This is a genomic window from Spirosoma endophyticum, assembly GCF_900112365.1.
Classification (GTDB): domain Bacteria; phylum Bacteroidota; class Bacteroidia; order Cytophagales; family Spirosomataceae; genus Spirosoma; species Spirosoma endophyticum.
On the sequence record NZ_FOLQ01000009.1, the window covers coordinates 219858 to 245285 of the forward strand.

Annotated in this window: 20 protein-coding genes and 1 tRNA gene; 12 read left to right on the forward strand and 9 right to left on the reverse strand. The window is 44.8% G+C overall.

Annotated features, from left to right (window positions below):
• The first annotated feature begins 28 nt into the window (after window positions 1-28).
• From hemB to BM202_RS21965, 3 genes are all read left to right on the forward strand, one after another.
• Window positions 29-1000: a porphobilinogen synthase gene (gene hemB / locus BM202_RS21955; RefSeq protein ID WP_093830115.1), complete on the forward strand. Its 972-nt coding sequence runs from the start codon at window positions 29-31 to the stop codon at window positions 998-1000.
• A complete protein-coding gene (locus BM202_RS21960; protein ID WP_093830117.1) occupies window positions 997-2334 on the forward strand; it encodes a dihydroorotase in 1338 nt (445 codons plus the stop codon). The genes hemB and BM202_RS21960 overlap by 4 nt, the downstream gene beginning before the upstream one ends.
• Window positions 2335-2416: 82 nt before the next feature.
• Window positions 2417-2500 (forward strand) — tRNA-Leu (locus tag BM202_RS21965).
• A gap of 135 nt (window positions 2501-2635) precedes the next feature.
• On the opposite strand, the gene BM202_RS21970 is transcribed toward BM202_RS21965, so the two are convergent.
• Window positions 2636-3619: a BT4734/BF3469 family protein gene (locus tag BM202_RS21970; protein ID WP_093830119.1), complete on the reverse strand. Its 984-nt coding sequence runs from the start codon at window positions 3617-3619 to the stop codon at window positions 2636-2638.
• A gap of 142 nt (window positions 3620-3761) precedes the next feature.
• On the opposite strand from BM202_RS21970, the gene BM202_RS21975 reads away from it, so the two are divergent.
• Window positions 3762-5612, forward strand: coding sequence for a reverse transcriptase/maturase family protein (locus BM202_RS21975; RefSeq protein WP_093830121.1), 1851 nt, complete (start codon window positions 3762-3764; stop codon window positions 5610-5612).
• 25 nt (window positions 5613-5637) lie between these two features.
• On the opposite strand, the gene BM202_RS21980 is transcribed toward BM202_RS21975, so the two are convergent.
• From BM202_RS21980 to BM202_RS22005, 5 genes are all read right to left on the reverse strand, one after another.
• Complete coding sequence (locus BM202_RS21980; protein WP_093830123.1) at window positions 5638-6600, reverse strand: hypothetical protein; 963 nt, start codon at window positions 6598-6600, stop codon at window positions 5638-5640.
• On the reverse strand, window positions 6600-7586 hold the full coding sequence (locus BM202_RS21985; RefSeq protein ID WP_093830125.1) for a DGQHR domain-containing protein: 987 nt from the start codon (window positions 7584-7586) through the stop codon (window positions 6600-6602). The genes BM202_RS21980 and BM202_RS21985 overlap by 1 nt, the downstream gene beginning before the upstream one ends.
• Before the next feature lie 471 nt (window positions 7587-8057).
• On the reverse strand, window positions 8058-9728 hold the full coding sequence (locus BM202_RS21995) for a hypothetical protein (RefSeq protein ID WP_093830127.1): 1671 nt from the start codon (window positions 9726-9728) through the stop codon (window positions 8058-8060).
• 5 nt (window positions 9729-9733) lie between these two features.
• Window positions 9734-10540: an ABC transporter ATP-binding protein gene (locus BM202_RS22000; RefSeq protein WP_093830129.1), complete on the reverse strand. Its 807-nt coding sequence runs from the start codon at window positions 10538-10540 to the stop codon at window positions 9734-9736.
• Window positions 10541-10643: 103 nt separating this feature from the next.
• Window positions 10644-11657 carry an aspartate-semialdehyde dehydrogenase gene (locus BM202_RS22005; RefSeq protein WP_093830131.1) on the reverse strand — a complete coding sequence of 338 codons (1014 nt, stop codon included), beginning with the start codon at window positions 11655-11657 and terminating at the stop codon, window positions 10644-10646.
• A 307-nt stretch (window positions 11658-11964) separates the two neighbouring features.
• On the opposite strand from BM202_RS22005, the gene BM202_RS22010 reads away from it, so the two are divergent.
• The 5 genes from BM202_RS22010 (at window position 11965) to BM202_RS22030 (ending at window position 19177) form a co-directional block, all read left to right on the forward strand.
• Window positions 11965-15147: a cyclic nucleotide-binding domain-containing protein gene (locus BM202_RS22010; protein WP_093830133.1), complete on the forward strand. Its 3183-nt coding sequence runs from the start codon at window positions 11965-11967 to the stop codon at window positions 15145-15147.
• Complete coding sequence (locus BM202_RS22015) at window positions 15144-16514, forward strand: sensor histidine kinase (protein ID WP_093830135.1); 1371 nt, start codon at window positions 15144-15146, stop codon at window positions 16512-16514. Before BM202_RS22010 ends, BM202_RS22015 begins: the two co-directional genes overlap by 4 nt.
• Window positions 16515-16627: 113 nt before the next feature.
• A complete protein-coding gene (locus BM202_RS22020; protein WP_093830137.1) occupies window positions 16628-17695 on the forward strand; it encodes an alpha/beta hydrolase family protein in 1068 nt (355 codons plus the stop codon).
• 58 nt (window positions 17696-17753) lie between these two features.
• Entirely contained in the window at window positions 17754-18134 is a 381-nt protein-coding gene (locus tag BM202_RS22025; protein WP_093830183.1) for a response regulator, read from the forward strand.
• Complete coding sequence (locus BM202_RS22030) at window positions 18131-19177, forward strand: adenylate/guanylate cyclase domain-containing protein (RefSeq protein ID WP_093830139.1); 1047 nt, start codon at window positions 18131-18133, stop codon at window positions 19175-19177. The genes BM202_RS22025 and BM202_RS22030 overlap by 4 nt, the downstream gene beginning before the upstream one ends.
• A gap of 58 nt (window positions 19178-19235) precedes the next feature.
• Here the strand turns inward: BM202_RS22030 and BM202_RS22035 are convergent, their stop codons facing one another.
• From BM202_RS22035 to hemC, 3 genes are all read right to left on the reverse strand, one after another.
• Window positions 19236-20498: an ABC transporter permease gene (locus BM202_RS22035; protein WP_093830141.1), complete on the reverse strand. Its 1263-nt coding sequence runs from the start codon at window positions 20496-20498 to the stop codon at window positions 19236-19238.
• A gap of 64 nt (window positions 20499-20562) precedes the next feature.
• Complete coding sequence (locus BM202_RS22040; protein ID WP_093830143.1) at window positions 20563-21012, reverse strand: GNAT family N-acetyltransferase; 450 nt, start codon at window positions 21010-21012, stop codon at window positions 20563-20565.
• Window positions 21009-21935 carry a hydroxymethylbilane synthase gene (gene hemC, locus BM202_RS22045; protein ID WP_093830145.1) on the reverse strand — a complete coding sequence of 309 codons (927 nt, stop codon included), beginning with the start codon at window positions 21933-21935 and terminating at the stop codon, window positions 21009-21011. The genes BM202_RS22040 and hemC overlap by 4 nt, the downstream gene beginning before the upstream one ends.
• Window positions 21936-22217: 282 nt before the next feature.
• On the opposite strand from hemC, the gene BM202_RS22050 reads away from it, so the two are divergent.
• From BM202_RS22050 to BM202_RS22060, 3 genes are all read left to right on the forward strand, one after another.
• Entirely contained in the window at window positions 22218-22622 is a 405-nt protein-coding gene (locus BM202_RS22050) for an Hsp20/alpha crystallin family protein (RefSeq protein ID WP_093830147.1), read from the forward strand.
• A 391-nt stretch (window positions 22623-23013) separates the two neighbouring features.
• Window positions 23014-24327, forward strand: a complete 1314-nt coding sequence (locus BM202_RS22055) for a phage integrase SAM-like domain-containing protein (RefSeq protein ID WP_093830149.1) — start codon at window positions 23014-23016, stop codon at window positions 24325-24327.
• A 56-nt stretch (window positions 24328-24383) separates the two neighbouring features.
• Window positions 24384-25307, forward strand: coding sequence for a hypothetical protein (locus BM202_RS22060; protein ID WP_093830151.1), 924 nt, complete (start codon window positions 24384-24386; stop codon window positions 25305-25307).
• Window positions 25308-25428: the final 121 nt, after the last annotated feature.

A 25428-nucleotide genomic window follows, 5' to 3' on the forward strand; every position in this document is an offset into this window, starting at 1 on the left:
ACTGACAACCAGCGACTATAGACTAACTATGAACTTAATACGTCGTCCTCGTCGGAATCGCCAATCGGCCGTTATCCGCGATATGGTGCAGGAAACCCGCCTGTCGGTTACTGATTTTATATTACCAATCTTCATTACCGAAGGACAGAACGTTCGCTCGGAAGTGGTGTCAATGCCGGGCATTCATCGGTACTCGCTCGATTTATTGCTGGAGGAAATTCAGGAATGTGTTGATCTGGGGGTCAAATCGTTTGACCTGTTTCCTAACCTGTCTGACGCGAAGAAAGATAAATACGCCACTGAGAGCTACAATCCCGACGGTCTATACCTGCAAGCCATCAGGACCATAAAAAATCGGTTTCCTGATGTTGTCATTATGACCGACGTCGCGATGGACCCCTACAGTTCCGATGGGCACGATGGTATTGTTGAGGATGGCAAAATTCTGAACGACGCTACGCTGGACGTGTTGGGTAAAATGGCTCTCGCGCAGGCACAGGCGGGCGCTACTATCGTTGGCCCGTCCGACATGATGGATGGCCGCGTGGGTTACATTCGGCAGGTACTGGACGAGGGCGGCTTTCACGACGTAGCAATTATGTCCTATGCCGCTAAATACGCGAGTGCCTTCTATGGGCCCTTCCGTGATGCGCTTAACTCAGCGCCGAAATTTGGCGATAAAAAGACGTACCAGATGAATCCGGCCAATAGTCGGGAAGCCCTCATTGAAGCCCAGCTTGATTATGAGGAAGGTGCTGATTTTTTGATGGTTAAACCCGCGCTGGCCTACCTGGACATTATCAAACTGCTGAACGATAACTTTCATTTGCCCATTGCCGCCTATAACGTAAGTGGTGAATACGCCATGATTAAAGCGGCCGCGCAAAACGGCTGGCTCGACGGCGAACGGGCGATGATGGAATCGCTGATGGCCATTAAACGGGCCGGTGCCAATGTGATTTTGACCTATTTTGCTAAAGAAGCCGCGCGCTTACTATGAGTAAACTCCTGATTCGTAATGCGCGCTTAGTTAACGAGGGACGTACCATTGAGACCGACGTACTCGTAGAAAACGGCTTCATTGCCCAGATCAAATCAGGCCTGTCTGACGATGGCGTTAATCAGGTCATTGATGCTAATGGTCAATACTTGCTGCCGGGTGTCATTGATGATCAGGTGCATTTTCGTGAACCGGGCTTAACGCATAAAGCAACGATCCATTCAGAAGCGCGGGCGGCTGTGGCTGGCGGAGTGACCAGTTTTATGGAAATGCCGAATACGGTCCCAAATGCACTGACGCAGGAGTTACTGGCTGATAAATACGCGATTGCCGCCCGGACGTCGTTGGCGAATTATTCATTTTTCATGGGTGCCTCGAACGATAACCTTGCCGAGGTGCTACGTACCGATCCCCGTACCGTTTGCGGTATTAAGGTATTTATGGGCTCATCGACAGGCAATATGCTGGTTGATAATGAACAGGTGCTGAATAGCTTGTTTAGCCAGAGCCCGATGCTTATTGCGACCCATTGCGAAGATGAAGCTACGATTCGTGCCAACACTGAATACTATCGGGAAAACTACGGTGACGAAGCCACGGCGGCACTGCACCCGTTGATACGTAATGAGGCCGCGTGTATGACCTCATCGTCGCTGGCTGTTGGGCTGGCCCGGCAGCATAACGCCCGGCTGCACGTACTGCATATCTCGACAGCCGACGAACTGGCTCTTTTTGATAATGACCTGCCCCTTACTCAAAAACGGATCACCGCTGAAGTCTGCGTGCATCACCTCTGGTTCGACAGTAGTGATTACACAAGGCTGGGGAATCAAATCAAGTGCAATCCGGCCATAAAGGCTCCGCACCATAAAGAGGCCCTGTTCGCTGCCCTTTTAGACGACCGGCTGGATATTATTGCTACCGATCATGCTCCCCACACCTGGGCTGAAAAGCAGCAGGGCTACTGGCAGGCGCCCTCAGGCTTGCCATTGGTACAGCATCCCCTGTTGCTAATGCTCGATTTTGTAAAGCAGGGTAAAATCTCGCTTGAAACCGTTGTCCGGAAAATGTCCCACGCACCCGCAGACTGTTTTCAGATTGACCGGCGTGGCTACGTCCGTGAAGGCTACTGGGCCGATCTGGTGTTGGTGGATGCGCGACATACGACCACCGTTTCTAAGCAAAACATTCTGTATCAGTGTGGTTGGTCGCCGTTGGAAGGGCATACGTTCGGCGCCAGCGTTACACATACCATCGTATCGGGCGAATTAATCTATCAAAACGGCCAGTTTTTGACGGAAAAACCGGGTCAGCGGCTTCTATTTGATCGGTAGGATCGAAAAAATTTCGACAAAAGGCTTGCGCGATCAGACGTGAGAACCGTATCTTTGCCATCCCAACACGGGGAAACGAGCTGCCGAAGTGGTGAAATTGGTAGACACGCACGTTTCAGGGGCGTGTGTCTTTACGGACATGCGAGTTCGAGTCTCGCCTTCGGCACATAATTAAGTCGCAATTAACTGTAAGACAGTTGGTTGCGGCTTTTTGTTTGTAGGATGGTGTACGAAATGGATTGGATCTGACACTTATGCTTACTAGTAGATATCTTTTAGTTAGTAATCGTTTCGTTAATTTTTATTTTGAGTTTTTGAATTTGAATCCTTGAGCCTGAGCTAGAAATACAATCGTTGCAAATTTAATTTCCGAAGGACGGCGATTTCTATAACAGTATTCTAAGAGCTTTGCGCTCTTATACTCATCATGTAATTCACCATCTAACTCGCATAGTGACATATAGTATTTTAAGCCAATCTCTAAAGTAAATGTATCTGCTATAGAAAGCGCAACACGATACCAATTCTCGTATGTGTTAGTAATTGAAAGCCTTCTTTTTTTAAGATATTTAATGATGGCCCCAATAGCATGGCGATCTTTGGAGTTATTTCTATCAGATGTATCATAATAAGCCCGTCTCTCATTAGCTTGGTATGCAACCACACTCTTGAGTTCTAAATTAGTTTTAGAATGATTTGAAGTTTTTGGAACAGGATATAGATTAAAATCAAATGGTACAGAAGTGGGTTTAAATATTAGATCTTTGTCATGTGAAAAAAAGCATAGTCTACATATATCACTACCACTTTTATCAATAGATATGTTGTAAGTACTAAAAAAATAATAATACAAAGCGTCAAAGCATTGCTTATGCTCATGCTGCGTAGAAATCACTGATATTAAAGCTTTTACCCCTTTGCCAGAAGGTGATATCCAAGAAGCAAAAATATGTTTATCTGAGGCTATCAACATTTTGATCTCCTGAACTTCACTAGAATTAATGCCATCAACATCAATTACTAATAAGTTTGAATATTTCACTAAGGCTTCACTTTTACGCGAAGCGCTAAAAAGCCCGCTAAAAGCAACAGCAGGTAATTGAATCTTTGACGCTTTATAAGATTTGATATCGTTTGTAAGTATAAACTTCCTACAATCAAGAATTATGTCTCTAAATTCGTCGTTTTGTATCTTTAGTAATGCCTCATGAAGGCTAATCGTTTGACTATTAGTGGAATATATATTTTTGTAAAAAGAAACTATAATCTTGTCAAAATTATTCATCGAATAGACGCTTGCATTTTAACTTGCAAATTATAGATTTGAATGTGGAGTAGTGAAGGGGGCCCTAAAAAGCACCAAGTATAGGCGGGTTTAAGAGCTTGGTCACGTAGAGGCCACCGTCCGTTAATCTCTACACTGAAATATGTCAGAACATTTCCCTGAATTAGATTCCGCTACTCCACAATTTAAAAATTTAAATAAAATATACTTTGAAGAATATTTTACAGATGAAAAAATCATAGACCTTCTATGCAAGTATAGAGTAAAAGTTGCAAGAAGTAAACATAAGCATCATTTATTTAGAGAAATAAGTGTGGCAAGTATTGCTAAACGAAACATTGCCAAACAAGCTAATAACAATACAGAAATTAATTCTCTACTCCCTCCTAGGAGACAATGGAAAAGGCCCTGTAAAGACGAGCGAGCCAAACATAAAAATTCGCAGACACTAACTATAGCTTCTATAAAAAATACGATCAAATTTGCGTATAAAAAATACTCAGGTTGTCATAACGACGAAAAACCTATTTGGTTTATAAGCCTTTGTGAATTTATTGAAGTAATTAACGACTCTGTTCACAATCCAAATAAGAATATAATTGATGCTCCAATTATTAAAGCTGTAAAGAAAGAAGACAAAAAAGACTGTATCGAATGTAGGGCTCTTTCTATTTATAGTTTGAAAGATAAGATAATCATAAGCTTAACAGCAAAATATTTTACCGATTTGTTTGATGACTATTTTCTAGACTGTTCTTATGCTTTTAGATCGGTAAGAAACAGAACACAGTCGGTAACTCATCATGATGCGATAAAAAGAATAATAGAATATAAGCAAAATAATTCTTCGGATCTGTGGGTTGCAGAATGTGATATAGTAAAGTTTTTTGACTGTGTAAATCATAAACTTGTCCTTACTACTCTTCATAAAAACATAAAAGACTACAAAATACCTCTAGACAATAATGCACTGACACTATTCGAAAGCTATCTATTATCATACTCATTTAATCACAATGTATTAATCAAAAACAATTCAGAGTTTTTTGAAAATACTGCACTTGCTGGTTGCTATTTCCCTTGGCCAGATGAAAGACTTTTAATTGATTTTTATGAGGAATCGGGAATCCATAAAGAAAGAATTGGGGTTCCTCAAGGGGGGGCAATTTCATGCTTTATCGCTAATTTAATAATGAATGAGGTAGATAAATCTGTGATTAACAATAAAAGCGACAAAAATCTATTATATATACGTTACTGTGATGATATGATAATTATTCATCCAGAAAAAGAAAAATGCCAAATGGCATTGAAGACATATCAGACAGAAATTGCTAATCAAAAACTATTAATTCATAGATCAAATCCTCTAAAAGAATATGGCAGAGAGTTTTGGGATAAAAAAAATAAATCCAAAGACCCATATAAATGGGCTGATAAAAATGCTCTCATAAGTAACGTTCCTTGGCTTTCATTTGTGGGTTATCAAATGCGTTATGATGGTTTTATTAGAATAAGAAAACATTCATTAGAAAAAGAATTAAAAAAACAGAAAAAAGAAATTAATGAGGTCTTAAGCGCTTTAGAGCAAAATATAAATAATTACTATCCAGATACTGATAGTGTAGACATAAATAGTGTTTCGTTAAAATCTAGAGAACATCACATTCATGCTATCCAAAACCGATTAATTAGTATGTCCGTTGGTCGTTTAAAATTGCATACCAAAGATCAAGCTTTTGATTTATGCTGGACAAACGGTTTTAAAGCTTTAAATCAAAATGATATTGTTAAGTATCAATTAAAAAGATTGGATAGAAACAGAAGTAAATGTATATTTCTAATAAAAAAACGTTTAAGTAACCTTACAATTGAAAGCATGAAAATCAAAAATTCAAATAAAAGCAATGTGAAATATTTAGGAGCGCCGTTCAGTTATCATTATTTTTATTATAAACTTAATAAGAAAAAAGAATTAGATATTAGTCAATAACCTTCTCACATGTTTATTCATAGTCCTATACTAAATACTTACCTAATTCAAAATCTTTTGACTGATAATATTGATTGCGTAAAGTTTCAAAATATTTACTTTTTCCGCTTCTTTCTAAATACTCGTTGTATAATCTGTTAGCAATCAAAAAAAGATAGTATCCGTATAAAGAAGAACAGCGGATTTTTTTATTAATTTCATCACCACTTAACGGATTTATATTAACGAGCTCCTTTAAAATGTTATCTAAAGAATAATCACACGCAATTGGATAAATAGTTTTCCGAATAGATTGTATCGCATACGGGCCTTGGTAATTAATTGAATTTCTCACGTCTGCTGGGAAGTTACTTTTATATGCAGAGCATAAGCTAATTAAACTTTTAATAATTGTTTTTTCATCATTACCACAATTTCTTGAAGATGTATCTAAAAATTTCTTTGCTTCAAACCAAGTGAGTTTATGTACACCTTCACCTTTGTTAACAAGCTTTACAATTACTGTACCAGTAGTAGTTTCTTCAATAAAATCAAAAAAATAATTGCTACTCTCTAAACTGATACTAGAGCTTGTGAAAAAATTGATATTGTTGCTTAAATTATTTAGTTGCTCTTTATCGAAAAATACAAACCCTTTACGCGTAATTCTTAGTAAAAGCGTTGCTGAAAAAAAACTAAAATAATATTGAGTTACTGCGGACCAAATCGGTGAGGTTAAATTATTTGATTTTTGTAAGTCAATAAGTTGTAGCACTGCTTTCGTATAGAAATGTTCTATCTCTGCAACCAGACAACTATAAAACTTAGCTGAATCGTAAACGAGATCATATGTATCACCTACACGATTCACTCCTTGTACTTCCTCTGCTAAAAACTTTTTAAGATTCCAGTTGTCGATTTTCTTTAACGAAACGCTGTATGTTATTAGAGGGATAATGTATTCGTTACGCAATTTAAAGTAGTTTTTACCGAATAATTCAATAGCCATCAGAAAATATTATTATTTAAAGTAAAAGCTTGCTTTAAAGAAGGATTTAATTCTTTTTTCATATCAGATACAACAGTAATTAATAAAGAATTACTTGACCCGGTATAATTATCAAAATTAAGTTTTGATATAGGTTCAAGTGTAGAGTAGAAAGAATCAACTTTCAAATCTTTAAATTCTATTAAGGTTCTTTCTGTAACATCATTGAAAATCTCAAAAACCGCCCTAAATAAGGTTGAATTAGTAAGTTTAGCTCGGCTAGACTTACTAGTTGTGAAAACCATTTCGACTGCCTGCAAATAATTTTTGACAGCATTAAAAATAACTTCTACCGTTTGATCTTGGAAATACCCACTTTCAAAAAGCATATTTGTTGCTTTATTGAAAGTTACACGTGTAATATATCCTACCTTAGTCCTTGAAGGAGACATAAAACCCGCCATTACGCTCTCTTTATTTAATTTATCAAATAATTCTCTTTGCTTTTCTTCTTTTTTGGTTTCTTTGCCGCTTAGGCTTTTAATGTCCAATAATAATGTAGTTGGCACTCCACGTTGAGTTGTATTTATGTCAATAAATAAATTAACTTCTTCATTAGTTTTTAAATTGTTGAAAATTACAACAGGCATATGGTAATTGTTTTCTGACTTGAACAACCCATATAATCGATGTTGACCATCAAGAACTAAAAAACTATTTGCATTTGATACGAAGCTAATATAGTTGTCTTCATATGTAAATCTTGAATTATCTTGAGCACTAACTATTAGAGGAGATGGTAACACCCCCTCTTCTTCATTCATATATTTTGCTATATCTTTTGCTCTTGCCTCGTTTAGAACTCTTTGAAATCCTTTCTTGTTGTTTTCTTCTCTACGGGCAACATAACATACTTCTGCAAGTACTTTACTGTCAAGTACGGTAATGAAAAACTCTTTCTCATTTTGAATACAGCGGATAGCATGGGTTTTTATTGTCGTGGCCATTTACGAAAAATTTAAATTTTTCTTTTATAATTTTGCAAGGTATATCATTTTTTTCATTGAAGCTGTTTTGACTTTCAGTTTCCGGTTGATTTTTCGTAGGAAAATGTCTGAGAATGCGATAAAACATAGGCTCATCCAATTTTTCACCGAAAATTCAAACCGTACTAACATGGCTTTGAAGCCGTCGATCCAAGCATTGGCGTGCTCAATGAAGGAACGATCTTGATGAGTCGATGAAAAATACATCCCACAACCTCCGTCAAAGAGACTGTCGTTTCAAATCCACGTTGCCCGATTGTCAAATGTGGCAAAATCCACGTTTCAATCATAGATTTGTCTATGATCTCCATTTCTGTGTTTATTGAAAATTCGCACCTCAAAATTCACACAGCTTTGGGGATTTTCCTGAAAGTTTAAACAGCTTCGTTTTAATCTTAAACAGGCGCATTTAGTAAACGGTATTAAAATTCATTATCCCATCTCAATCTTGTCCCACCCCGTATTTTTATACACACGTAGCAAATACCAGAATGCACCCGCTGATAAGGGTATGGCTATCCAGACGCCATAGGGCAGGAAAGTCAGGCCGTAGTGCGAGAAACCGACGATCCCCAAGACAATACTGATCAGCAGGCCGCGGGCTGTGTTGTTTTGTTTTAAAGCATCCGGGGGTGTTGAGAACGGCAGATAATGGGTTGAGAGCAAGGCCGCGCTAACCAGCATGATCAATGAATTACTGAACGCGAGTAAGACGTCGCCAATCTTGTCGATGCCGTATCGATACAGGATATAAGCTGACACGACGACATAAAATGGTGCTAGTAATTTGACCATTAACGCTTTCAGGGCGCCCGATAATACATCGCCTGGGTTACGAATGGGCGCACTGCCGTAAACCCATGACGCCCGGTAATTATCCGAGATACCCAGTTGATTTTGCGCCACCAGTACGTAGAGACTCGCGAAATAAAGCGCAAACAGATAGAAAAAGCCGGTCGATCCAAAACTCTGCCCCCGGACCGACATCACCACGACATAGGCTAGCCCAAACCCTAACTGAGGGTAGGTTTTTAGCTTGAATTTCCGATCGCGACCCGTTATGCGCCACGTAAACGCAAAGGCTGCCCGTTCGAGCGGGCTGTCGGTAAACCAATCGGATAGGCGTTCGATCCACCCCGTTTGACTCTGGTGTTGTCCCTGTGCTAACGTAGCAGGAATGACGGTAGAACTTTCCTGATCAATACTGCTTAATGTTTGTGTGAAACCAGCAGTCAGAAACCGGTTCATGAACCACAGGCCAGCGAAGGGCGTCAGTAGCGCCAGTGCTCCGAAAATCAGGTGCGTTGCGTCAACCATGGGCCGAACAACCATATCGACAGCGCCCGCCATCCACATCGGTGGAATCAGGTAATGCCACCATTGATGCGTCAGGGCCTGAGTCAGCATCGTTTGCGTGTCCATCAGGCGGGGTAAAAGCTGGTAGCCACCGTAGAATAGAATCGCCATCACGATCTGGAAATAATTGATGACCTCGCGTAACTTTTCTTCGCTGATGAAACGCATCAGGACGAGATAGAATACATTGGTCAAAAACACCATCAGTACGGCTGATAGCAGACTCATTAGTAAATACAAAAGGCCAGCCAGTGCGCCAAAGCGATAGGTGACAATCAGCACACCCACTATGGATAGGGATAACGCAATGGAGGCCAGGTAACTGGTAATATGCACCACGCGAGCCAGCCAGAGCGTTCGGCTGTTGACGGGTCGCGGTAAAATGATCTGGTTGTCAGACGAATCCAGAATGACCGACGAAAAATCAGAAATGAGCGTCATGGCGCAGAGAGCCATGATATATGAGAATTGCAAGGTAAGCGGGAAGAACAACCGGTCACGTTCGGGCGCGGCCAGCATGGCCAGACTAATCAGCCCGCCAATCAAAGTGTAGACAAGGAGGACGCGGGTGAAACTGTTGTTGCTTTCGGCTGATTGCTTGCCATAACGACCCAGCCCAACACTTGGTCGGCGGTTATCCATCGTTAATTTGACCTGCACAATCGCTCGGAGCTGGCTGTAATCGGCACCCGATGCCCGAATTAACGGTTGCAGCCGGTCCAGAAGCCAAAGGATACTACGTGTCATACCGGTTAATTCTTCAGCGTGTGAATAAACTCCTCCGCTATGCCCGTTTGGCCTTCGCTGCCAGTAAGTTCGGCGAAGAGTTGTTCGAGGGATTCAGGCCGTTGGTGCTGCAATTCGGCGAACGTACCATCGGCGATAATCTGGCCCTGATTGATGATGATAATCCGGTCTGAAATCTTTTCCACTACGTCCATAATGTGCGAGCTGTAGAAGATTGTCTTGCCACTGTTCGCCAGTTGCCGGATGATTTCCTTGACCAGCACCACCGCGTTGGCATCTAGACCCGACAGGGGTTCATCCAGGAAAATAACGTCGGGATTATGGAGCAGCCCCGAAATAAGCAAGACTTTCTGGCGCATTCCCTTCGAGAAAGTTGTCATGCGGGCGTTTGCATGGTCGCTGAGTTGAAACAGACGTAGCAGATCAAGGGCTTTTCGCTCGATTTCTGTAGCATCCAGGCTGTACAACTGCCCGATGAATTGCAGGTATTCCATGGGCGTCAGCGTATCGTACAGGGCTGCATTTTCGGGAACGTAGCCAATTCGGCGCTTAATGTCGAGCGACTGGGTTTTTACGTCCATACCCAACACGGTTGCTTCGCCTGTGTAGTCGGGCAGCATACCGATCAGGATTTTGATGGTCGTTGATTTTCCGGCGCCATTCGGGCCAATATAGCCGACGACCTGACCAGCCGCTACGCTTAAATCAATCCCTTTCAGAACCGGCGTTGAGCCATATGATTTATAAATATTCTGAAGCTGGATAACGGGGGGAACGGTCGTTACACTTGCTGAAAAAGTTTCTTGTTCCATTGAAAACAACCTGTATACGGTAAATTCGATATGTAATATAAGCGAAAAGTCCCGCCCAGCTTACTGCCGAACGGGACTTCTGGTCTTTATTCAGGAAGAATGGTTACGCGGCTACTTCTTCCGCTTCCACCAGATTATGTTTCAGTAAATATTCAGCGATTTGCACAGCGTTGGTTGCCGCGCCTTTGCGAAGATTGTCCGCCACGATCCACATATTCAGTGTTTTGGGCTGGCTTTCATCGCGCCGGATGCGACCTACAAAGACTTCATCTTTACCGTGCGCTGTCAGCGGCATCGGGTAGATTTTGTTTTTCGGATCGTCCTGGACAATAACGCCTTCGGCATTTGTCAGTAAATCAACGACTTCGCTGATCTCAAACTCGTTTTCAAATTCAACGTTCACGGCTTCGGAGTGCCCGCCGATCGTTGGGATACGTACCGTGGTGGCCGTTACCTGAATCGAATCGTCGCCCATGATTTTCTTGGTCTCATTGACCATCTTCATCTCTTCTTTGGTATAGCCATTGTCGAGGAAGACGTCAATGTGCGGCAGTACGTTCAGATCAATCGGATGGGGGTACACTTTCGGTGCGTCGGTATTGCCAGCACGTTCGGCGTAAAGCTGATCGACGGCGGCTTTACCCGTACCCGTTACGGATTGGTAGGTCGAAACGACGACACGTTTGATTTTATAGCGATCGTGGAGTGGTTTCAGGGCCACCACCATCTGAATGGTCGAGCAGTTTGGATTGGCAATGATTTTGTCTTCTGGCGTCAGCGTATTCGCATTGATTTCGGGAACGACCAGCTTTTTGCTGGGGTCCATACGCCAGGCCGACGAGTTATCGACAACCGTGATGCCCGCTTCTGCAAATTTGGGAGCCAGAGCTAACGACGTACTACCACCCGCCGAAAAAATCGCAATGGCAGGTTTGGCAGCAATGGCATCTTCGAAGCTAACAACCGTGTATGATTTACCCTTAAACTCGACCTGTTTACCAACCGACCGCTCGGAAGCAACGGGAATGAGTTCAGAAACAGGGAAGTTGCGTTCTGCCAGCACCTTCAGGATTTCGCCACCGACCAAGCCAGTAGCCCCAACGACTGCGATTTTCATAATAATTTAGACAATTGATTAAAGAATTGGGTGCAAAAGTACGGTAAAAGTTTGACGGACAGGCGGTGTACTTTAAAAAAACTTGGTGCCTCCGACCCAATCCTGAGTGATCTTGTTCAATGATATGTACCGTATTAAGTACCGCGTCAATATGAGCAAAAGGGGAGGACGTAGTGCAGAACAATAAGACCAAGTATTAGCTATAACCCTCTTTTGGTTAATATAGGGCTATATTCCTCGGCAAGCTGTCGTCTTCTTATAGACAGGTGATTATATTTGACGATAAATCGTGTCGCGGAACCTGCTTATGAACGTTGGTGCAGCCCCTACTTATCAACCTTCTCCTTTTATTCAACGATGGCAGCGTGCCCTGGGCATTCGGCCAGATGAAGGCCGAACGGTAGGGCTATTTTTTGTCCATAATTTTCTTTTAGGTATTGGTACGATCCTTATTTATGTGGCCGCCAATGCCATTCTGCTGGAAAATCATCCCGAAACCAGCCTGCCCGTTGCCTACATCGCATCGGCGGTGGCGATGATTATTGTCGGTCGGTTATACGCCTATTTCGAGCATCAACTGGTGCTACGTAGCCTGGCCGTACGGGTATTGGTGGCGGCTGTTGTCATGACCATAGTTGTCGGGATACTGGTTATTGTGGGCCACTCTGTTGCAGCAGCGGTGGCGATTATGACGGGTTACCGACTTATCTACCTGCTGACGAATCTTGAATTCTGGGGCGTTTCGGCGGTTGTGTTCGATACTCGGCAAAGCAAGCGTTTGTTTGGCGTAATCAGTTCAGGCGATATGCCAGCCAAAGCAATAGGCGGTATTCTAACGGCTTTGGTACATGCTCATGCCGATGTACTCCGTCTGATAATCGTTGCCTTCGGGGCGTTTTTGGCGGCACTATACGTACTTCAGTTAACCATTCAGTCGCACGATGTGCACGCGCCCCATCAGCCACCGCGCCCCGCCCGTCGCGAACCATCGCGGCTGATAGGCCAGCGGTTTGGTGGGAGTGAACTGGTGTTCTATATGTGTGTGAGTCTGGCGGCATTGGCAGCCGTGGCAACTGAAATCGAATATAACTTCTTCATTAACGTTAAGCACCGGTTTCACGACCAGACGGATGTCATTCGCTACGTTAGCTACATACTGGCGCTAACGTATGGGCTGGCGATGTTGGCCAAATTGCTTCTGTCACGTCAGGTTCTCGACCAGTTTGGGGTACAGCGCTCCCTGCTCGTACTCCCCTGGGTAGCCTTAGCCGGTCTGGCCATACTGACCTTTGTGAATAGCTTCGTTACGAACGAAACTGTATTGCTCATCTATTTCTGTGGCCTCTATCTGGTGTTTGAAGTCGTGCGTCGTGCGTTGTTCGATCCGGTCTTTCTGGTATTATTTCAGCCTTTATTGCCTCCTCAGCGGCTTAAAGGCCATACGCTGGCGAAGGGTCTTTATGAGCCACTTGGCCTGGGAATTGCCGGATTCATGATTTTTATTCTCCATGCAAACCTCCAGTCTTGGGTGCCGTTGGTGTGGATTGCGGTGATGGCTGGAGCCATATGGTTATTGCGCCATACGTATCAACGGTATCTGCATGAGTTGAATGATGCTATCGGTCGTCGCTTTCTGGAAAGTGAGCAACTGGCGATGCCCACCGCGGCCAAAAAGAGTCTGGTAAATCAATTGCAAAGCCGTAATCCCGACGACGTACTAACGGCTATCGGCTGGCTCGATGCTTACAATCCTGCTGAACTGGCGCATCAAACGCTGCCGTTGCTAGCGCATCCTGATGCCGATGTCCGACGGCGAACGATGGATGCAATTGCCCATCAGAATAAGTTGGTGCCAGTTCGGCAGTTGATGCACATTGCGCTGACCGATACGGAGCCCTTACTACGTCAGCAGGCGGCTTATTTGCTGGGACGGCGTATTAGTGCTGAACCGAGCGAACTGGCGCCGTTGCTAAACCATACCGATTTATATATTCGGCAGGGGGCCATCAAGGGCGTACTGGAATTGAATCCCCGTGATGTTGCTGCTCGTCAGGGATTAACCCAACTGGCAAATGATGCCGATCCAGAACATCAGAAAATTGCCTTGACTCTGATTGCATCGCTGCGACTGAATGACCTTGTGCCGCTGGTGACTGAACGATTGGCAAGTTCGAATCTTGAGGTGAAAAAAGCGGCTATTGCCGCGGCCGGTTACTTACCAGATGCTGGTCTGACGACTTATTTACTAGCTAACCTGACTGATAAAACTATTGGTCGGGCTGTTACGCAGGCACTGAAAAACCGAAATGACGAAACGATTCCCGCCCTGAATCAGATGCGAAAATCAGCGCCTGACCGCCTGACGCTGGAACGTATTGCCGCCATTTGTGGCGCCATCCATACCGCCGAAAGCCGTCAATTGCTGAATTCCCTCGCTCAGCAACCGGATTTAATGATACGGGGTGCTGCCCTGCGGGCATTACGTCGTTTCCCGAACGATTCTGCTGATGACAATATGTTTCGCAGTCTTATGCGCGACGAAGTTGCGCTGGCACAACGGCTCATGCAGGGAAGCCTGACCGATCCTGATCTGGCCGAAACGCTTGATTACGAGATGTCGATATTGATCCAGCGGCTGTTCGATATATTGGCACAACTCTACGACGCCGAAACAATTGCCGGAGCCCGAATGGGTATTGGGCATCCCGCCCGCGAACGCCGGGCCAATGCACTCGAAATGCTCGATAATCTGGTGCCCAGAGCGACGTACCAAACATTGCAGGCATTGGTCGATGATCTGCCCCGCTCCGAAAAAATACGTATACTTGATGCAGAACTTGGCCCAATGCCCGAATCCGAATCCATCCGCGATTTTATTTTACGAGTGGGTGAGACAGTTTTTTCGGCCTGGACAGTCAGTATTGTTTTGCGAAGTTTGCCTTCGGAAGATGAATTGGCAGCTCGTCAACGGTTAGCATCGCGCTTTTCTGCTTTATCCCCCCTGCTTATGAGTCACTCATCGCATTCAACCGATCAGATTTCAGCTTACGACCGGGTCTTGCTACTGGCGCATACCAGTTTATTTGATCAGACGCCTAACAACGTACTGGCCAGTATTACGCCGATTATGAAGGAAGAGCAGCACCAGGCAGGTAATACCATTTTTCATAAAGGGGATCTTGGTACGGGCATGTATGTCATTTATACGGGCGAAGTCGCCATTCTTGATGGCGATACGGAATTAGCTCGTTTTAGCCGGGGCGATTTCTTCGGTGAACTGGCCTTGCTGGATACCGAAGCCCGTTCGGCAACCGCCGAAGCGATCACCGATGTGCGGCTGTTGCGCATTGATCAGGACGATTTCTATGACCTCATGGAAGAACGGGGCGAAGTGCTACGTAGCATCGTTCGGAGTTTATCGGGGCGTATCCGTCGGCAGAACGCACTTATTGCCCGTCAGTCAAACCCTGTAAACGAACAAGCCGTATGAACTGGGCAGATGGAGAATCATACGTAGCGATTTTTGTCGCCTTTTTCGTAATCCGCTACGTTCGCAATTTTCTGGAAACGCCCACTCGGTTACCGGACTGGGACATGTACTTTAAACGGATTTGGCTTACAGGCTTCATCCTGATGGGACTCGGTGAAATATTCCCGCGTCCGTGGCTAATCTGGTTCCAGTTAATCGTCTTCTTGTCGATTGCCTATACCGTCTGGCAACTGTATGACTTACGCCCGGCCCGGACCTTATTGTTTGCCATAGCACCTTATGCCATAATCAGTTGTTTGGAAAGTTTGGTAAAATCGCTTTCCCATTCTTTTTACAAAAAAACCGATGATTATTTTGAGTCGGGTGCTACGTTCTCGATCATCTGGTTGATCACGTTTGCGGTTATTGCTGCGAACCAGAAAAAATCGCTTGAAAAAATACGTCTGGAGCGAGAGAAAGAAGCCGAGCAACGGCGCATCATAGAAAATAAAAAGAACGAACTTGAATATTTAGTCGCCGAACGGACCGCCGAGATTACTCGCCAGAAAGAAGAGTTGGAGGAGGCCCTTAAAGAGTTGAAAACGACGCAAACCCAGCTCGTCCAGAGTGAAAAAATGGCTTCACTGGGTGAACTGACGGCAGGCATTGCGCATGAGATACAGAATCCACTTAACTTCGTGAACAACTTCTCTGAAGTGAGCATTGAGTTAATCGACGAACTGGAAGAGGAACATGCCAAGCCAGATCGGGACGTTGAACTGGAGACGGAAATACTGGCCGACCTCAAGCAGAACCTACAGAAAATTACTCATCATGGTGGTCGGGCTGCATCCATCGTGAAAGGGATGCTGCAACACTCCCGCACCAGCACAGGCCAGCGCGAACCCACCGATATTAACGCGCTCTCCGATGAATACCTGCGATTGGCCTACCACGGCCTGCGGGCGAAAGACAAAAGTTTCAATGCTACGTTTACCAGTGATTTTGATACGTCTCTCGGCCTGGTTAACATGATTCCACAGGATATGGGACGGGTAATGCTTAATTTGTTCACCAATGCCTTTTACGCCGTTCAGCAACGCCAGAGAGAGGGCGGTGATCCCAACTACAAGCCAACCGTAACGGTTAGTACACGATGCGTGAATGGAGAAGTAGTAATCACTGTTAGCGATAACGGGACGGGGATGCCGGAGGCTGTCAAGCAAAAGATTTTTCAGCCTTTTTTTACGACCAAACCTACGGGCGAAGGAACGGGCCTGGGCTTGTCCATGGCGTATGACATTGTGACCAAGGGGCATAACGGAACTCTGGAAGTAGATAGCAAAGAAGGCGAAGGCACCACGTTTAAAATTACCATTCCCGCCTGAGATACCCAACAACACTCGGCCTGACCGAGAAAAGATACAGGGCTTTCGAATAGAGCTGTGCTACGGTGCTAGCTGAAGGCCTACTGATAGTTAACCAATACCTTCATCAACTCATGCGCAACCTGTATATCCTCTTACTAATCAGCCTCATTCATGTCACTACGTATGGCCAAATGGCCGCACCGTCACCTGCTCCATCCCCTACTCCATCTGCATCACCTGACCTGAACGAGCGGGTTCGGATGCTGGAAGAAAGCCTTCGTTATGCCAACCAGGGATTAGCGAAAAACGTCGATGATTTACTGTGGTATCAGAAACTGGGCGACGTAGCAACGATTGATAAAATTCGGTATGGCAGTAAACCACCCCATGTTATTAGAAATCCGACTGGGCAAGGTGCCACGAACCCGGTTGTGATTCCTGCCTATACCTTCGCTCCCAAGAAGTTTGCATCGGCGAAAAAATTGCCACTGCTTATTTTTGTCCACGATGGTATCCACGGGGATTTTAGTACGCTCTATTCGCATGTCGTCCGTGAGTTGCTGGATCAGGGATACTTGATTCTCGCCCCCGAATACCGGGGCAGCGTTGGGTACGGTGGCGAATTTTACCGGCAAATTGATTACGGCGATTACGAAAATGACGACGTATTGGCTGGCAAGCGCTGGGCTGTTGAAAACATGCCGCAAGTCGATGCCGATCGAGTGGGGATTATTGGCTGGAGTCACGGTGGTATGATTTCGTTGATGAATATTTTCGATCATCCTGAAGATTATAAAGTAGCGTATGCCGGTGTACCCGTTTCTGATATTATTGCCCGACTGGGCTACAAACCAGCGGCCTATCGAACTATATTCTCGGACGCTGCGCACATTGGAAAAGATCCGTCCGACAACGTAGCGGAGTACCGTCGTCGGTCGCCGGTTTGGAATGCCCAGAAGCTTAAAACACCGCTCCTGATCCATACCAATACCAACGATGAAGATGTAAACGTACTGGAAGTCGAATCGCTGATTAACGCGCTAAAAGCCCACGATAAGAAATTCGAGTACAAAATTTACCAGGATGCGCCGGGCGGCCATAGCTTCAACCGGCTCGATACCAAACTGGCGCGTGATTCGCGTGATGAAATTTATCGGTTTCTGGCCCGGTATCTAACGCCACCCAATGCCACCAAATGACCTCTTTGAAAAATAAAACTAGTTCACTCAATACGTATCACTGATGGGTTCCGCAGGTATGTTGAAAATATTAGTAGTTGATGACGAACCGGATGTAAAAGACCTGTTCCAGCAGCGTTTCCGACGAGAAATTCGGAATGAAGAGTTTCGTCTGGATTTTGCCAATTCCGGCGAAGAGGCTTTGAGTTACCTCAATGGGCACGCGTCCGAAGTTATCCTGATTTTGTCCGACATCAACATGCCCGGCATGAGCGGGTTCGAGTTGTTACGTCAGATTCGGAAAGATTTTAACACTCCTCCATCCCCCGTCGTGATGATGATTACGGCTTATGGCGATCCTAACTCAGAGCAAATGGCCGTCGATCTGGGAGCGAATGACTTCCTGACAAAACCGCTCGATTTTGCGGTTTTGAAACAAAAACTTAAAGAGATCGTATGAAGGCAAAAGTCTTGGTAGTTGATGACGAAACTGACCTGGAATTGCTCATCAAGCAGAAATTCCGGCGCCAGATTCGGGAGAAGCTATACGAATTTGTCTATGCTCATGACGGCGTGGAAGCCCTGGCAGTCCTGGCTGAACAGCCGGATATTGACATGGTGCTGACCGACATCAATATGCCTGGTATGGACGGTTTAACGTTGCTGGTCAAGCTACACGAAACCAATCCGATGCTCAAATCCGTCATTGTATCGGCCTATGGCGACATGGATAATATTCGCACGGCGATGAACCGGGGCGCGTTTGATTTCGTGACTAAACCGGTCAATTTTGAGGATCTGGAGCGGACGATGCAAAAAACGATGGAGTATGTAGAGCAACTCCGGAAAACGCTGCAAGCCATAAAAGAAAACGATATTCTACGGATGTATGTGGATGAATCGGTCCTTACGTTCATGAGTCGGCCTGAGTTTGAAACGTCGCTGTCGGCCAGTGAAACCATTGTCGCCACCGTACTATTCATCGACATTTGCGGATTTACCGCTATCTCCGAACGCGAATCGGCCGATACGGTTGTGCGGCTGGTTAATCGCTATTTCGACGTAATGGTTAAGGAAATAATCGCCCAGGGCGGCTACGTAGACAAGTTTATGGGCGATGCTGTGATGGCCGTTTACCGGGGCGAATACCACCTCGACCGGGCTATTGAAACCAGTCTGGCCATACGGGCGCAGGTAGCCACGCTCGAAGACAACCTGCCCAACCACCCGAATTATCATCCGCAAGTATCCATTGGCATCAATAGTGGCGAAATGGTATCTGGCAATATCGGTTCTGCTACGTTACGTCGGTTAGACTACACCGTGATTGGCGATGCGGTCAACATGGCACAACGTTTGCAATCGGTAGCACAAGCTGGCCAGATTGTCATTGTTGAGTCAGCACAGCAGCAAGTAGCCGAATCCTTTACCTGCGAACGTATCGGCGAGGTATCGCTTAAAAATAAAGCCGCACCGGTGATTATCTACAACGTATTAGGATGAGAAGAGAATGATAAATGATGAATGATAAATTATTTTTTGCAGAATCATTCATCATTTTTTACTCTTCTGCCAGCGTGCGTGAAATGTTCATGCGATAGACGCCTAAAGCAGGGAGCGCAGCGGCCAGTAAGCCAATCAGGATGGCGACACCCAGTAAAATCCACTCTTCGGGGAGGATACCAAAGGCGGCCAGATTATAGTGATAGTCCTCGGATACGCTGCTTGAGAACAACCATAGCCCGATGCGGCTAAACAGAATCCCCAGGACAAAACCAATCAGTGATAAAACCAGCCCTTCCAGGACCAACATCCCGAAAAGCTGGGCTCTTGTGGCGCCCATCGACAGCATAAGCGCCATCTCATAACGTCTCTCTTTCAGGGAATTATAGAGCGATACGAACACGCTGATGCCGGAAATAAGCATAATGACGATGGCTAGACCACGTAGTGTTTCAACGCCTACGCCAAGCAACGAAAACAGCCGGTTGATTTCAATATTAGGCAACGCAGCCTGTAGTTTAGAATTACTGTTGATGCCACGCGCCAGCATCATGCCCATTGGGTTCCGAAACTTGATCAGCATACTCGTAATCTCGCGTGGAGCTTCATCATCATGGTGTTCGTCGGCTTCGTGTTCATGCTTATCACCTGCTTCATGCTCTTCCCCAGTTTCATGTGCTTCACCCACTTCGTTGTGCTCTTCATGATGTTCATGGATAGCCCACACGCTCGAAATGGGCGTCAGAATAAGCTGATCGGCAACCGTGTTTGTCGCATTCAGAATGCCTACGACTTTATATTTTGTATCGGCATGAACTTCGCCTTCGGCATCGAGCCCGTGCGACCCTGAGAACGTATCGCCGAGTTTCAGGCCCGCAACAGCAGCGACACGAGGCCCAATCACTACGTCTAAATCCTTCTGAAATAAGGTTCCCTGCGCTACCGTGGCACCAAAATGCTCAAGGTATTTTTTGTTCGTACCAACAATGCGAAACGAGCGGTAATTATCGCCCATTGACAACGGAATTGCCGTTTTAATCATGGGGTTACGCGTGAGCCGTTCTGCCTCCTCGAGGGGAATATTGCCCGTCGGCGAATCAATCTGATAAATACTTGACAGAATCAATTGCAATGGGCTGCCCTTAGCCCCAAGCACCATGTCGATTCCTTTGATATTCTTTCGAAATTGGTCGTCCAGTTGCTTGTTGAGCAACAGCAGTAACGAGATAATCGTGATGCCAAATGTCATTAATAACCCACTCAAAAAACTGCTCAGCGGTTTATCTCTCAGATTACTCCAACTAATTCGAAACAGATTCATAATACCGGATCAATACTGTTTTTAGCAGAAAAAGGCAGACGCAAATTACTGAATTGCAGCCCCATTACAAGTCCAGTTTGAAATGATGACTGGCAATATTGAATCGTTTGTTCAGATATAGACGGTGGGCATCATAACGAGCTGGATTCTGGCCGGAGTCCAGCGAAACACATTGGCAACCCTTCTGACGGGCTTGATCAATGACAAAATCCAGCAACGTACTGGCATAGCCTTTCCCTCTGGCGCTAGGGAGCGTCGACAAATCGTCGATATAAAGCGTCTTGCCACTATATAATAGCGTCATGTATCGGTAGCCTACGACCGCTGGAGCCGGTTCAGAAGAATCATCGGCATGCCGCATCACCTCAACAAACGCAAGCACAAAATTTTCGTTGGCCTGCTGAAAACGGATTTGTTCTAACGCCTTCTCGGGCGTGAGGTGAGGACGTAGCGCCAGCATGGCGGGTAAACACCGCTCAATGTCGGCATCGGATTGGGCAATAACTACGGTCATATTTGTGAACGGATTTCCTGTAGTAACTTGTCGCCACCCCGTTCCAGAATGCTTTCGGCCAGCGAATACCCCAGCAACGTAGCTTCCTCCGACGCTCCGGCAAAGGTTTCGCGGAGTAATTGAGTACCATCCAGACTGACTAAACCACCCGTCAAACTGATACGTTGGTCGTCGCTCCAGTGGGCCAATGCAAAGGATGGAATGCTGCAACCTCCTTCAAGTCGTGCCAAAAAGGCGCGTTCGGCCCGCAGGCAGGCTTCTGTAGGTTGGTGGTTTATAACGCGTTTGATGGCCTCAACGATTTCACTGGCTAACGAACCGGCAATTTCAATGGCTATACTGCCCTGTCCGACGGCGGGCGTAAAATCGGCGACCGGCAAGTGCTCAACAATCAGGTCATCGTACCCCATTCGGTGAACACCTGCGTAAGCCAGCAAAAGTGCATCGCACTGACCTTCGTCGAGTTTACGGATGCGGGTTTGCAGGTTGCCACGCATATCAACCGTAGTGAGATGCGGGCAGTAATGTTTCAGCATGGCCACCCGTCGTGTAGATGACGTACCAATTCGGAAAGCCTCGCTACCGCCAAGCGACAGCGTTTTGTTTCGGCTCACCAGTACGTCATTGGCCAGTTCGCGTTCAGTGAAGGCAATGATACTGAGGTCAGATGGCAGGCTCGATGGTAAATCTTTGGCACTATGAACCGCAATGTCAATGGTGCCGTCCCGAAGCTGATCTTCTAACTCCTGCGTGAATACCCCTTTGCTACCAATCTTCGCCAGCGACCGATCCAGTACCAAATCGCCCTTGGTTTCGATTAGGACTAACTCCGACGTCAGACCGCCTTTCTGTAATAAGGTTTGTATATGTTCCGCCTGCCAGACTGCTAACCGGCTACTGCGCGTTCCAATTCTGATATGCATGATTTCACAAAGGTACGGCAAGCCAGTCAGCTTTTGCTAACTGAATACACCTGTGGAGATGTGTAGAAAGAGAACCACACACAGACCATAAATCGCAACACTATTAAATTTACGTACATACGTAGCAAAATGGCATAAATAAGCCTCCATCGTGTCAAAAAGGCATATTTACTCTAAAATTGATAGTGAGTTACTGACAGCTTGACGGAGAAACAAGGCATTAATTCATTAGGCACGAGGTTTGTTTAGATACTAGTACTTGAACAGTAAACGACATCCACTATGAAAGCGATAGAAAATGTATTTCAGGGGACAGGTGGTCAGATTGATTTGTTGAATACGCTTTATGGTGGATCAACCCAGACGACTATGAATGTTGAGCGTGAAGACGAACGCTTGGTTATTACCCTATCGGCACCCGGCGTAAAAGCCAACTCATTTAACGTACTGGTTGAGGGCAATAAACTTGTTCTCTACACTTTGCTGGTGAGTACATCCGTACAGCAGGAAGAAGGAAGTAGCCAGCGGTTGGCTGTACCTATGTTTTTGCGGGTTCTGGATATTCCCTCGTTTGTTGATGCCGATCATATCGAGGCTGCGCATGAACACGGAAAAGTGGTTGTGATGCTGCCCTTTAAAGACGAGGAGCACATGCACCGCCGGATTGACATCAAAAAGCTCTTTTAATCTATATCCTGAATTTTCCCCTTCCGGGACCACCTTTAGGTCCTGTAGCCTATAGATGAGTTCAAAGCCGCTTTTACGAAAGCGGCTTTTTGATTTTCAGTGCTTTCTAAATGAAAAGACAGCTATCTTTTTGAACACAAAAAAGCCGCCTGATTTTGTCAAGCGGCTTTTTTGTGATGTAGCCCGACCAGGGCTAATACCTACTTAATCTCGTTATTTACTTTAAACACCGCTAATAATTAAAATACCCTTATATTTAACTTTAAAGCTCATTTGCCTAATGTCTACTGATTAAGATGAATAAGGACAAGTTAGAATAAATTAAGGCAATCCGTACACAATTTCGTACACTAGCTTATATTTGGTGTACGGAATAAACTCTCCGCTACGTATGGCTCGTACCTCTGATTCGCCCGTAACTTATTTGCTTCGTGACCCTAAGTCAAAGAAGCCTACCCCTATAAATTGTATCGTTCGATTCAACAATAATCGTATCAATGCAGGAACAGGCTTCAAAATACTACCCGCCTTCTGGAACCTGAAAACCAGCCGGGTCAAAAATGTAGTCGATGCCGTAGACAAAGACCATATCAATAACTTTTTAAGCGGTCTGGAAAACTCCATCAAAGCAATTATTAGCGAACTAAAAGCCGGACGTAATCTAACGGTAGAAGCGGTCAGAGGCCGTGTTGATGATTACCTAAAGCCACAGCCCAAGCCAGAGGAGCCAACGCAAGCCGCCTTGTTTTCCTTCATTGAGCAATACATTGAACAGGCTCCTACCCGCGTCAATAATGAAACCAATAAAACGGTTGGGTATCGAACCATACAGAAGTACAGAACAGTATTAAAAGTCCTACGCGAGTTTGCTGAAACGTACCCCCGCCCCCTGGATTTTGATACTGTAGATTTAGAGTTCTACGGAGCATTCAAGAATTATCTCACCATTGGCAAGGGATTTACAACCAACAATGTAGGTAAGTACATCGCTACGCTGAAAGTATTTCTGAATGAGGCTACATTAAGTCAGAAGAAACTAGGCGTTACCGTGGATCAGTCATACCGTGAAAAACGGTTTAAAGCTGTCAAGGAAGACGCTGACAACATCTACCTGAGTGAGCAGGAAATACAACACCTGTACAATCTAAACCTTACTGACAAGCCGCGTTTAGAGCGTGTTAGAGACCTTTTTGTTGTTGGATGCTATACAGGTCTTAGATTCTCAGATTTCACGGCTTTGCGCCCGGAATATATCAAAGACGGGCTGATACGTATGGAGCAGTTTAAGACGCAGGGTAAAGTTGTTATTCCGTGCCACCCTGTTGTTAAAACCTTACTCGAAAAGTATAGCGGACAACTCCCGCAGTCTATTAGTAACCAAAAAATGAATGACTATCTAAAAGAGCTTTGCCATTTTGCGGGTATAATCTCAAAGGAGAGTAAAGCACAGACGAAAGGAGGGAAGCGCGTAACAAGTGTTTTGGAGAAATGGCAGATGGTCAGTACACACACAGCCAGGAGGTCATTTGCTACAAATATGTATTTGCTGGGCGTACCCGCTATTACAATAATGCGGATTACAGGCTACAAGACCGAGAAAGCATTCATGCAGTATATCAAGCTAGATGAGGAGCAACACGCGCAAATAATGGCCGCTCATTGGCAAAGACATTTTCAATCGCAAGCCGCAATAGTAGCAGAGTAAAAAAGCCCATTACATTCTGGACCACCGTAACGGGCAAAAAGCTAAACTAAATCAAGATGGAAACTCCGAACGATCCCCAACAGTTCGATTATCGGATATGGCTTTCTAATGGACTTAAAACTGAGATTGACATTCTCTTTGAGAAAGCAATAGGGGAATTTTCGGAAAAGCCTTGGTTTAAAACTTCAAGTGCCGAAGACTGGAAGGAGATTCTGCCTTTCCCCGTTCCATGCCCAGAGAAGTCCTGGAGTGGTCGTTATTCCCAAGCTTATGCTAAGTGGATAGATGATGAGAAGCAATGGGAAATTCGTGCTGCTATCTGGCTTGATAGTAAAAAGAAACTTTTAAGAACATTACAGGATCAAGCCAAAAAATTACTCCCCTATGCGGTAAAGATTATCAATGCTAAATATAAAATACATTTAAAGCCAGATAATATTTTCAGTACATGGATTGAATCGGTAATACATCTGCCGTTATATGAATTTGAAAAGATTATAATTTCAGTTAAGAATGTAAGTTCTTTTCTTTCACAACAAGCAAATCAGTATGAAAATCGAAATAGTGAAGCAGGAAGACCTGATGATTCCTCTAAGGCCATCACCGTTACTAAACAGGAAGTTGAGCTTGTAATAAAGGCCGCACAACAAGCCAAAATAGATAACGTACCATTCTCCGATTTACTTATCAACTTTTCAATTGAAGATTTAGACGCTCTGTTGGTTCATTTAAAGATAAAAGACACAAATGGAAATACTACTTTATTAAATGGCAAAAAAGCAAATCTCCACGAAGTTATAACAGCCCTAGAAGGATTTGATTTATTAAAAGAAGTAACCCGTAAAAAGAAGTACAATAGTTTATGTCTCTACCTCGGCATGACTCTGACACGGACAAAAAACGGCCACTTAACAGCCAAAAACACTACCAGAGCAAAAGCCGTCACTTACTTGAAACAAAACCATTTAAATCAAAAATAGAACATCTTTTTTGTGTTCCCTTATTGATTATAGATTTGTGAGTTAGTCCGTAAAGAATGCTACCTCCTTCTTACGAAAGAAACAGCTTATGCGCTCTCGATCAGCCTGTAAGTAATTCACT

Excerpts from the sequence above, each read along its gene's own strand:
- BM202_RS22035 (WP_093830141.1), bottom strand. The coding sequence starts at position 20,498 with ATGAATCTGTTTCGAATTAGTTGGAGTAATCTGAGAGATAAACCGCTG.
- BM202_RS21995 (WP_093830127.1), bottom strand. The coding sequence starts at position 9,728 with ATGACACGTAGTATCCTTTGGCTTCTGGACCGGCTGCAACCGTTAATT.
- BM202_RS22030 (WP_093830139.1), top strand. The coding sequence starts at position 18,131 with ATGAAGGCAAAAGTCTTGGTAGTTGATGACGAAACTGACCTGGAATTG.
- hemC (WP_093830145.1), bottom strand. The coding sequence starts at position 21,935 with ATGCATATCAGAATTGGAACGCGCAGTAGCCGGTTAGCAGTCTGGCAG.
- BM202_RS21975 (WP_093830121.1), top strand. The coding sequence starts at position 3,762 with ATGTCAGAACATTTCCCTGAATTAGATTCCGCTACTCCACAATTTAAA.
- hemB (WP_093830115.1), top strand. The coding sequence starts at position 29 with ATGAACTTAATACGTCGTCCTCGTCGGAATCGCCAATCGGCCGTTATC.
- BM202_RS22015 (WP_093830135.1), top strand. The coding sequence starts at position 15,144 with ATGAACTGGGCAGATGGAGAATCATACGTAGCGATTTTTGTCGCCTTT.
- BM202_RS22050 (WP_093830147.1), top strand. The coding sequence starts at position 22,218 with ATGAAAGCGATAGAAAATGTATTTCAGGGGACAGGTGGTCAGATTGAT.
- BM202_RS22055 (WP_093830149.1), top strand. The coding sequence starts at position 23,014 with ATGGCTCGTACCTCTGATTCGCCCGTAACTTATTTGCTTCGTGACCCT.
- BM202_RS21970 (WP_093830119.1), bottom strand. The coding sequence starts at position 3,619 with ATGAATAATTTTGACAAGATTATAGTTTCTTTTTACAAAAATATATAT.
- BM202_RS22000 (WP_093830129.1), bottom strand. The coding sequence starts at position 10,540 with ATGGAACAAGAAACTTTTTCAGCAAGTGTAACGACCGTTCCCCCCGTT.
- BM202_RS22025 (WP_093830183.1), top strand. The coding sequence starts at position 17,754 with ATGTTGAAAATATTAGTAGTTGATGACGAACCGGATGTAAAAGACCTG.
- BM202_RS21985 (WP_093830125.1), bottom strand. The coding sequence starts at position 7,586 with ATGGCCACGACAATAAAAACCCATGCTATCCGCTGTATTCAAAATGAG.
- BM202_RS22010 (WP_093830133.1), top strand. The coding sequence starts at position 11,965 with ATGAACGTTGGTGCAGCCCCTACTTATCAACCTTCTCCTTTTATTCAA.
- BM202_RS22060 (WP_093830151.1), top strand. The coding sequence starts at position 24,384 with ATGGAAACTCCGAACGATCCCCAACAGTTCGATTATCGGATATGGCTT.
- BM202_RS22040 (WP_093830143.1), bottom strand. The coding sequence starts at position 21,012 with ATGACCGTAGTTATTGCCCAATCCGATGCCGACATTGAGCGGTGTTTA.
- BM202_RS22020 (WP_093830137.1), top strand. The coding sequence starts at position 16,628 with ATGCGCAACCTGTATATCCTCTTACTAATCAGCCTCATTCATGTCACT.
- BM202_RS21980 (WP_093830123.1), bottom strand. The coding sequence starts at position 6,600 with ATGGCTATTGAATTATTCGGTAAAAACTACTTTAAATTGCGTAACGAA.
- BM202_RS21960 (WP_093830117.1), top strand. The coding sequence starts at position 997 with ATGAGTAAACTCCTGATTCGTAATGCGCGCTTAGTTAACGAGGGACGT.
- BM202_RS22005 (WP_093830131.1), bottom strand. The coding sequence starts at position 11,657 with ATGAAAATCGCAGTCGTTGGGGCTACTGGCTTGGTCGGTGGCGAAATC.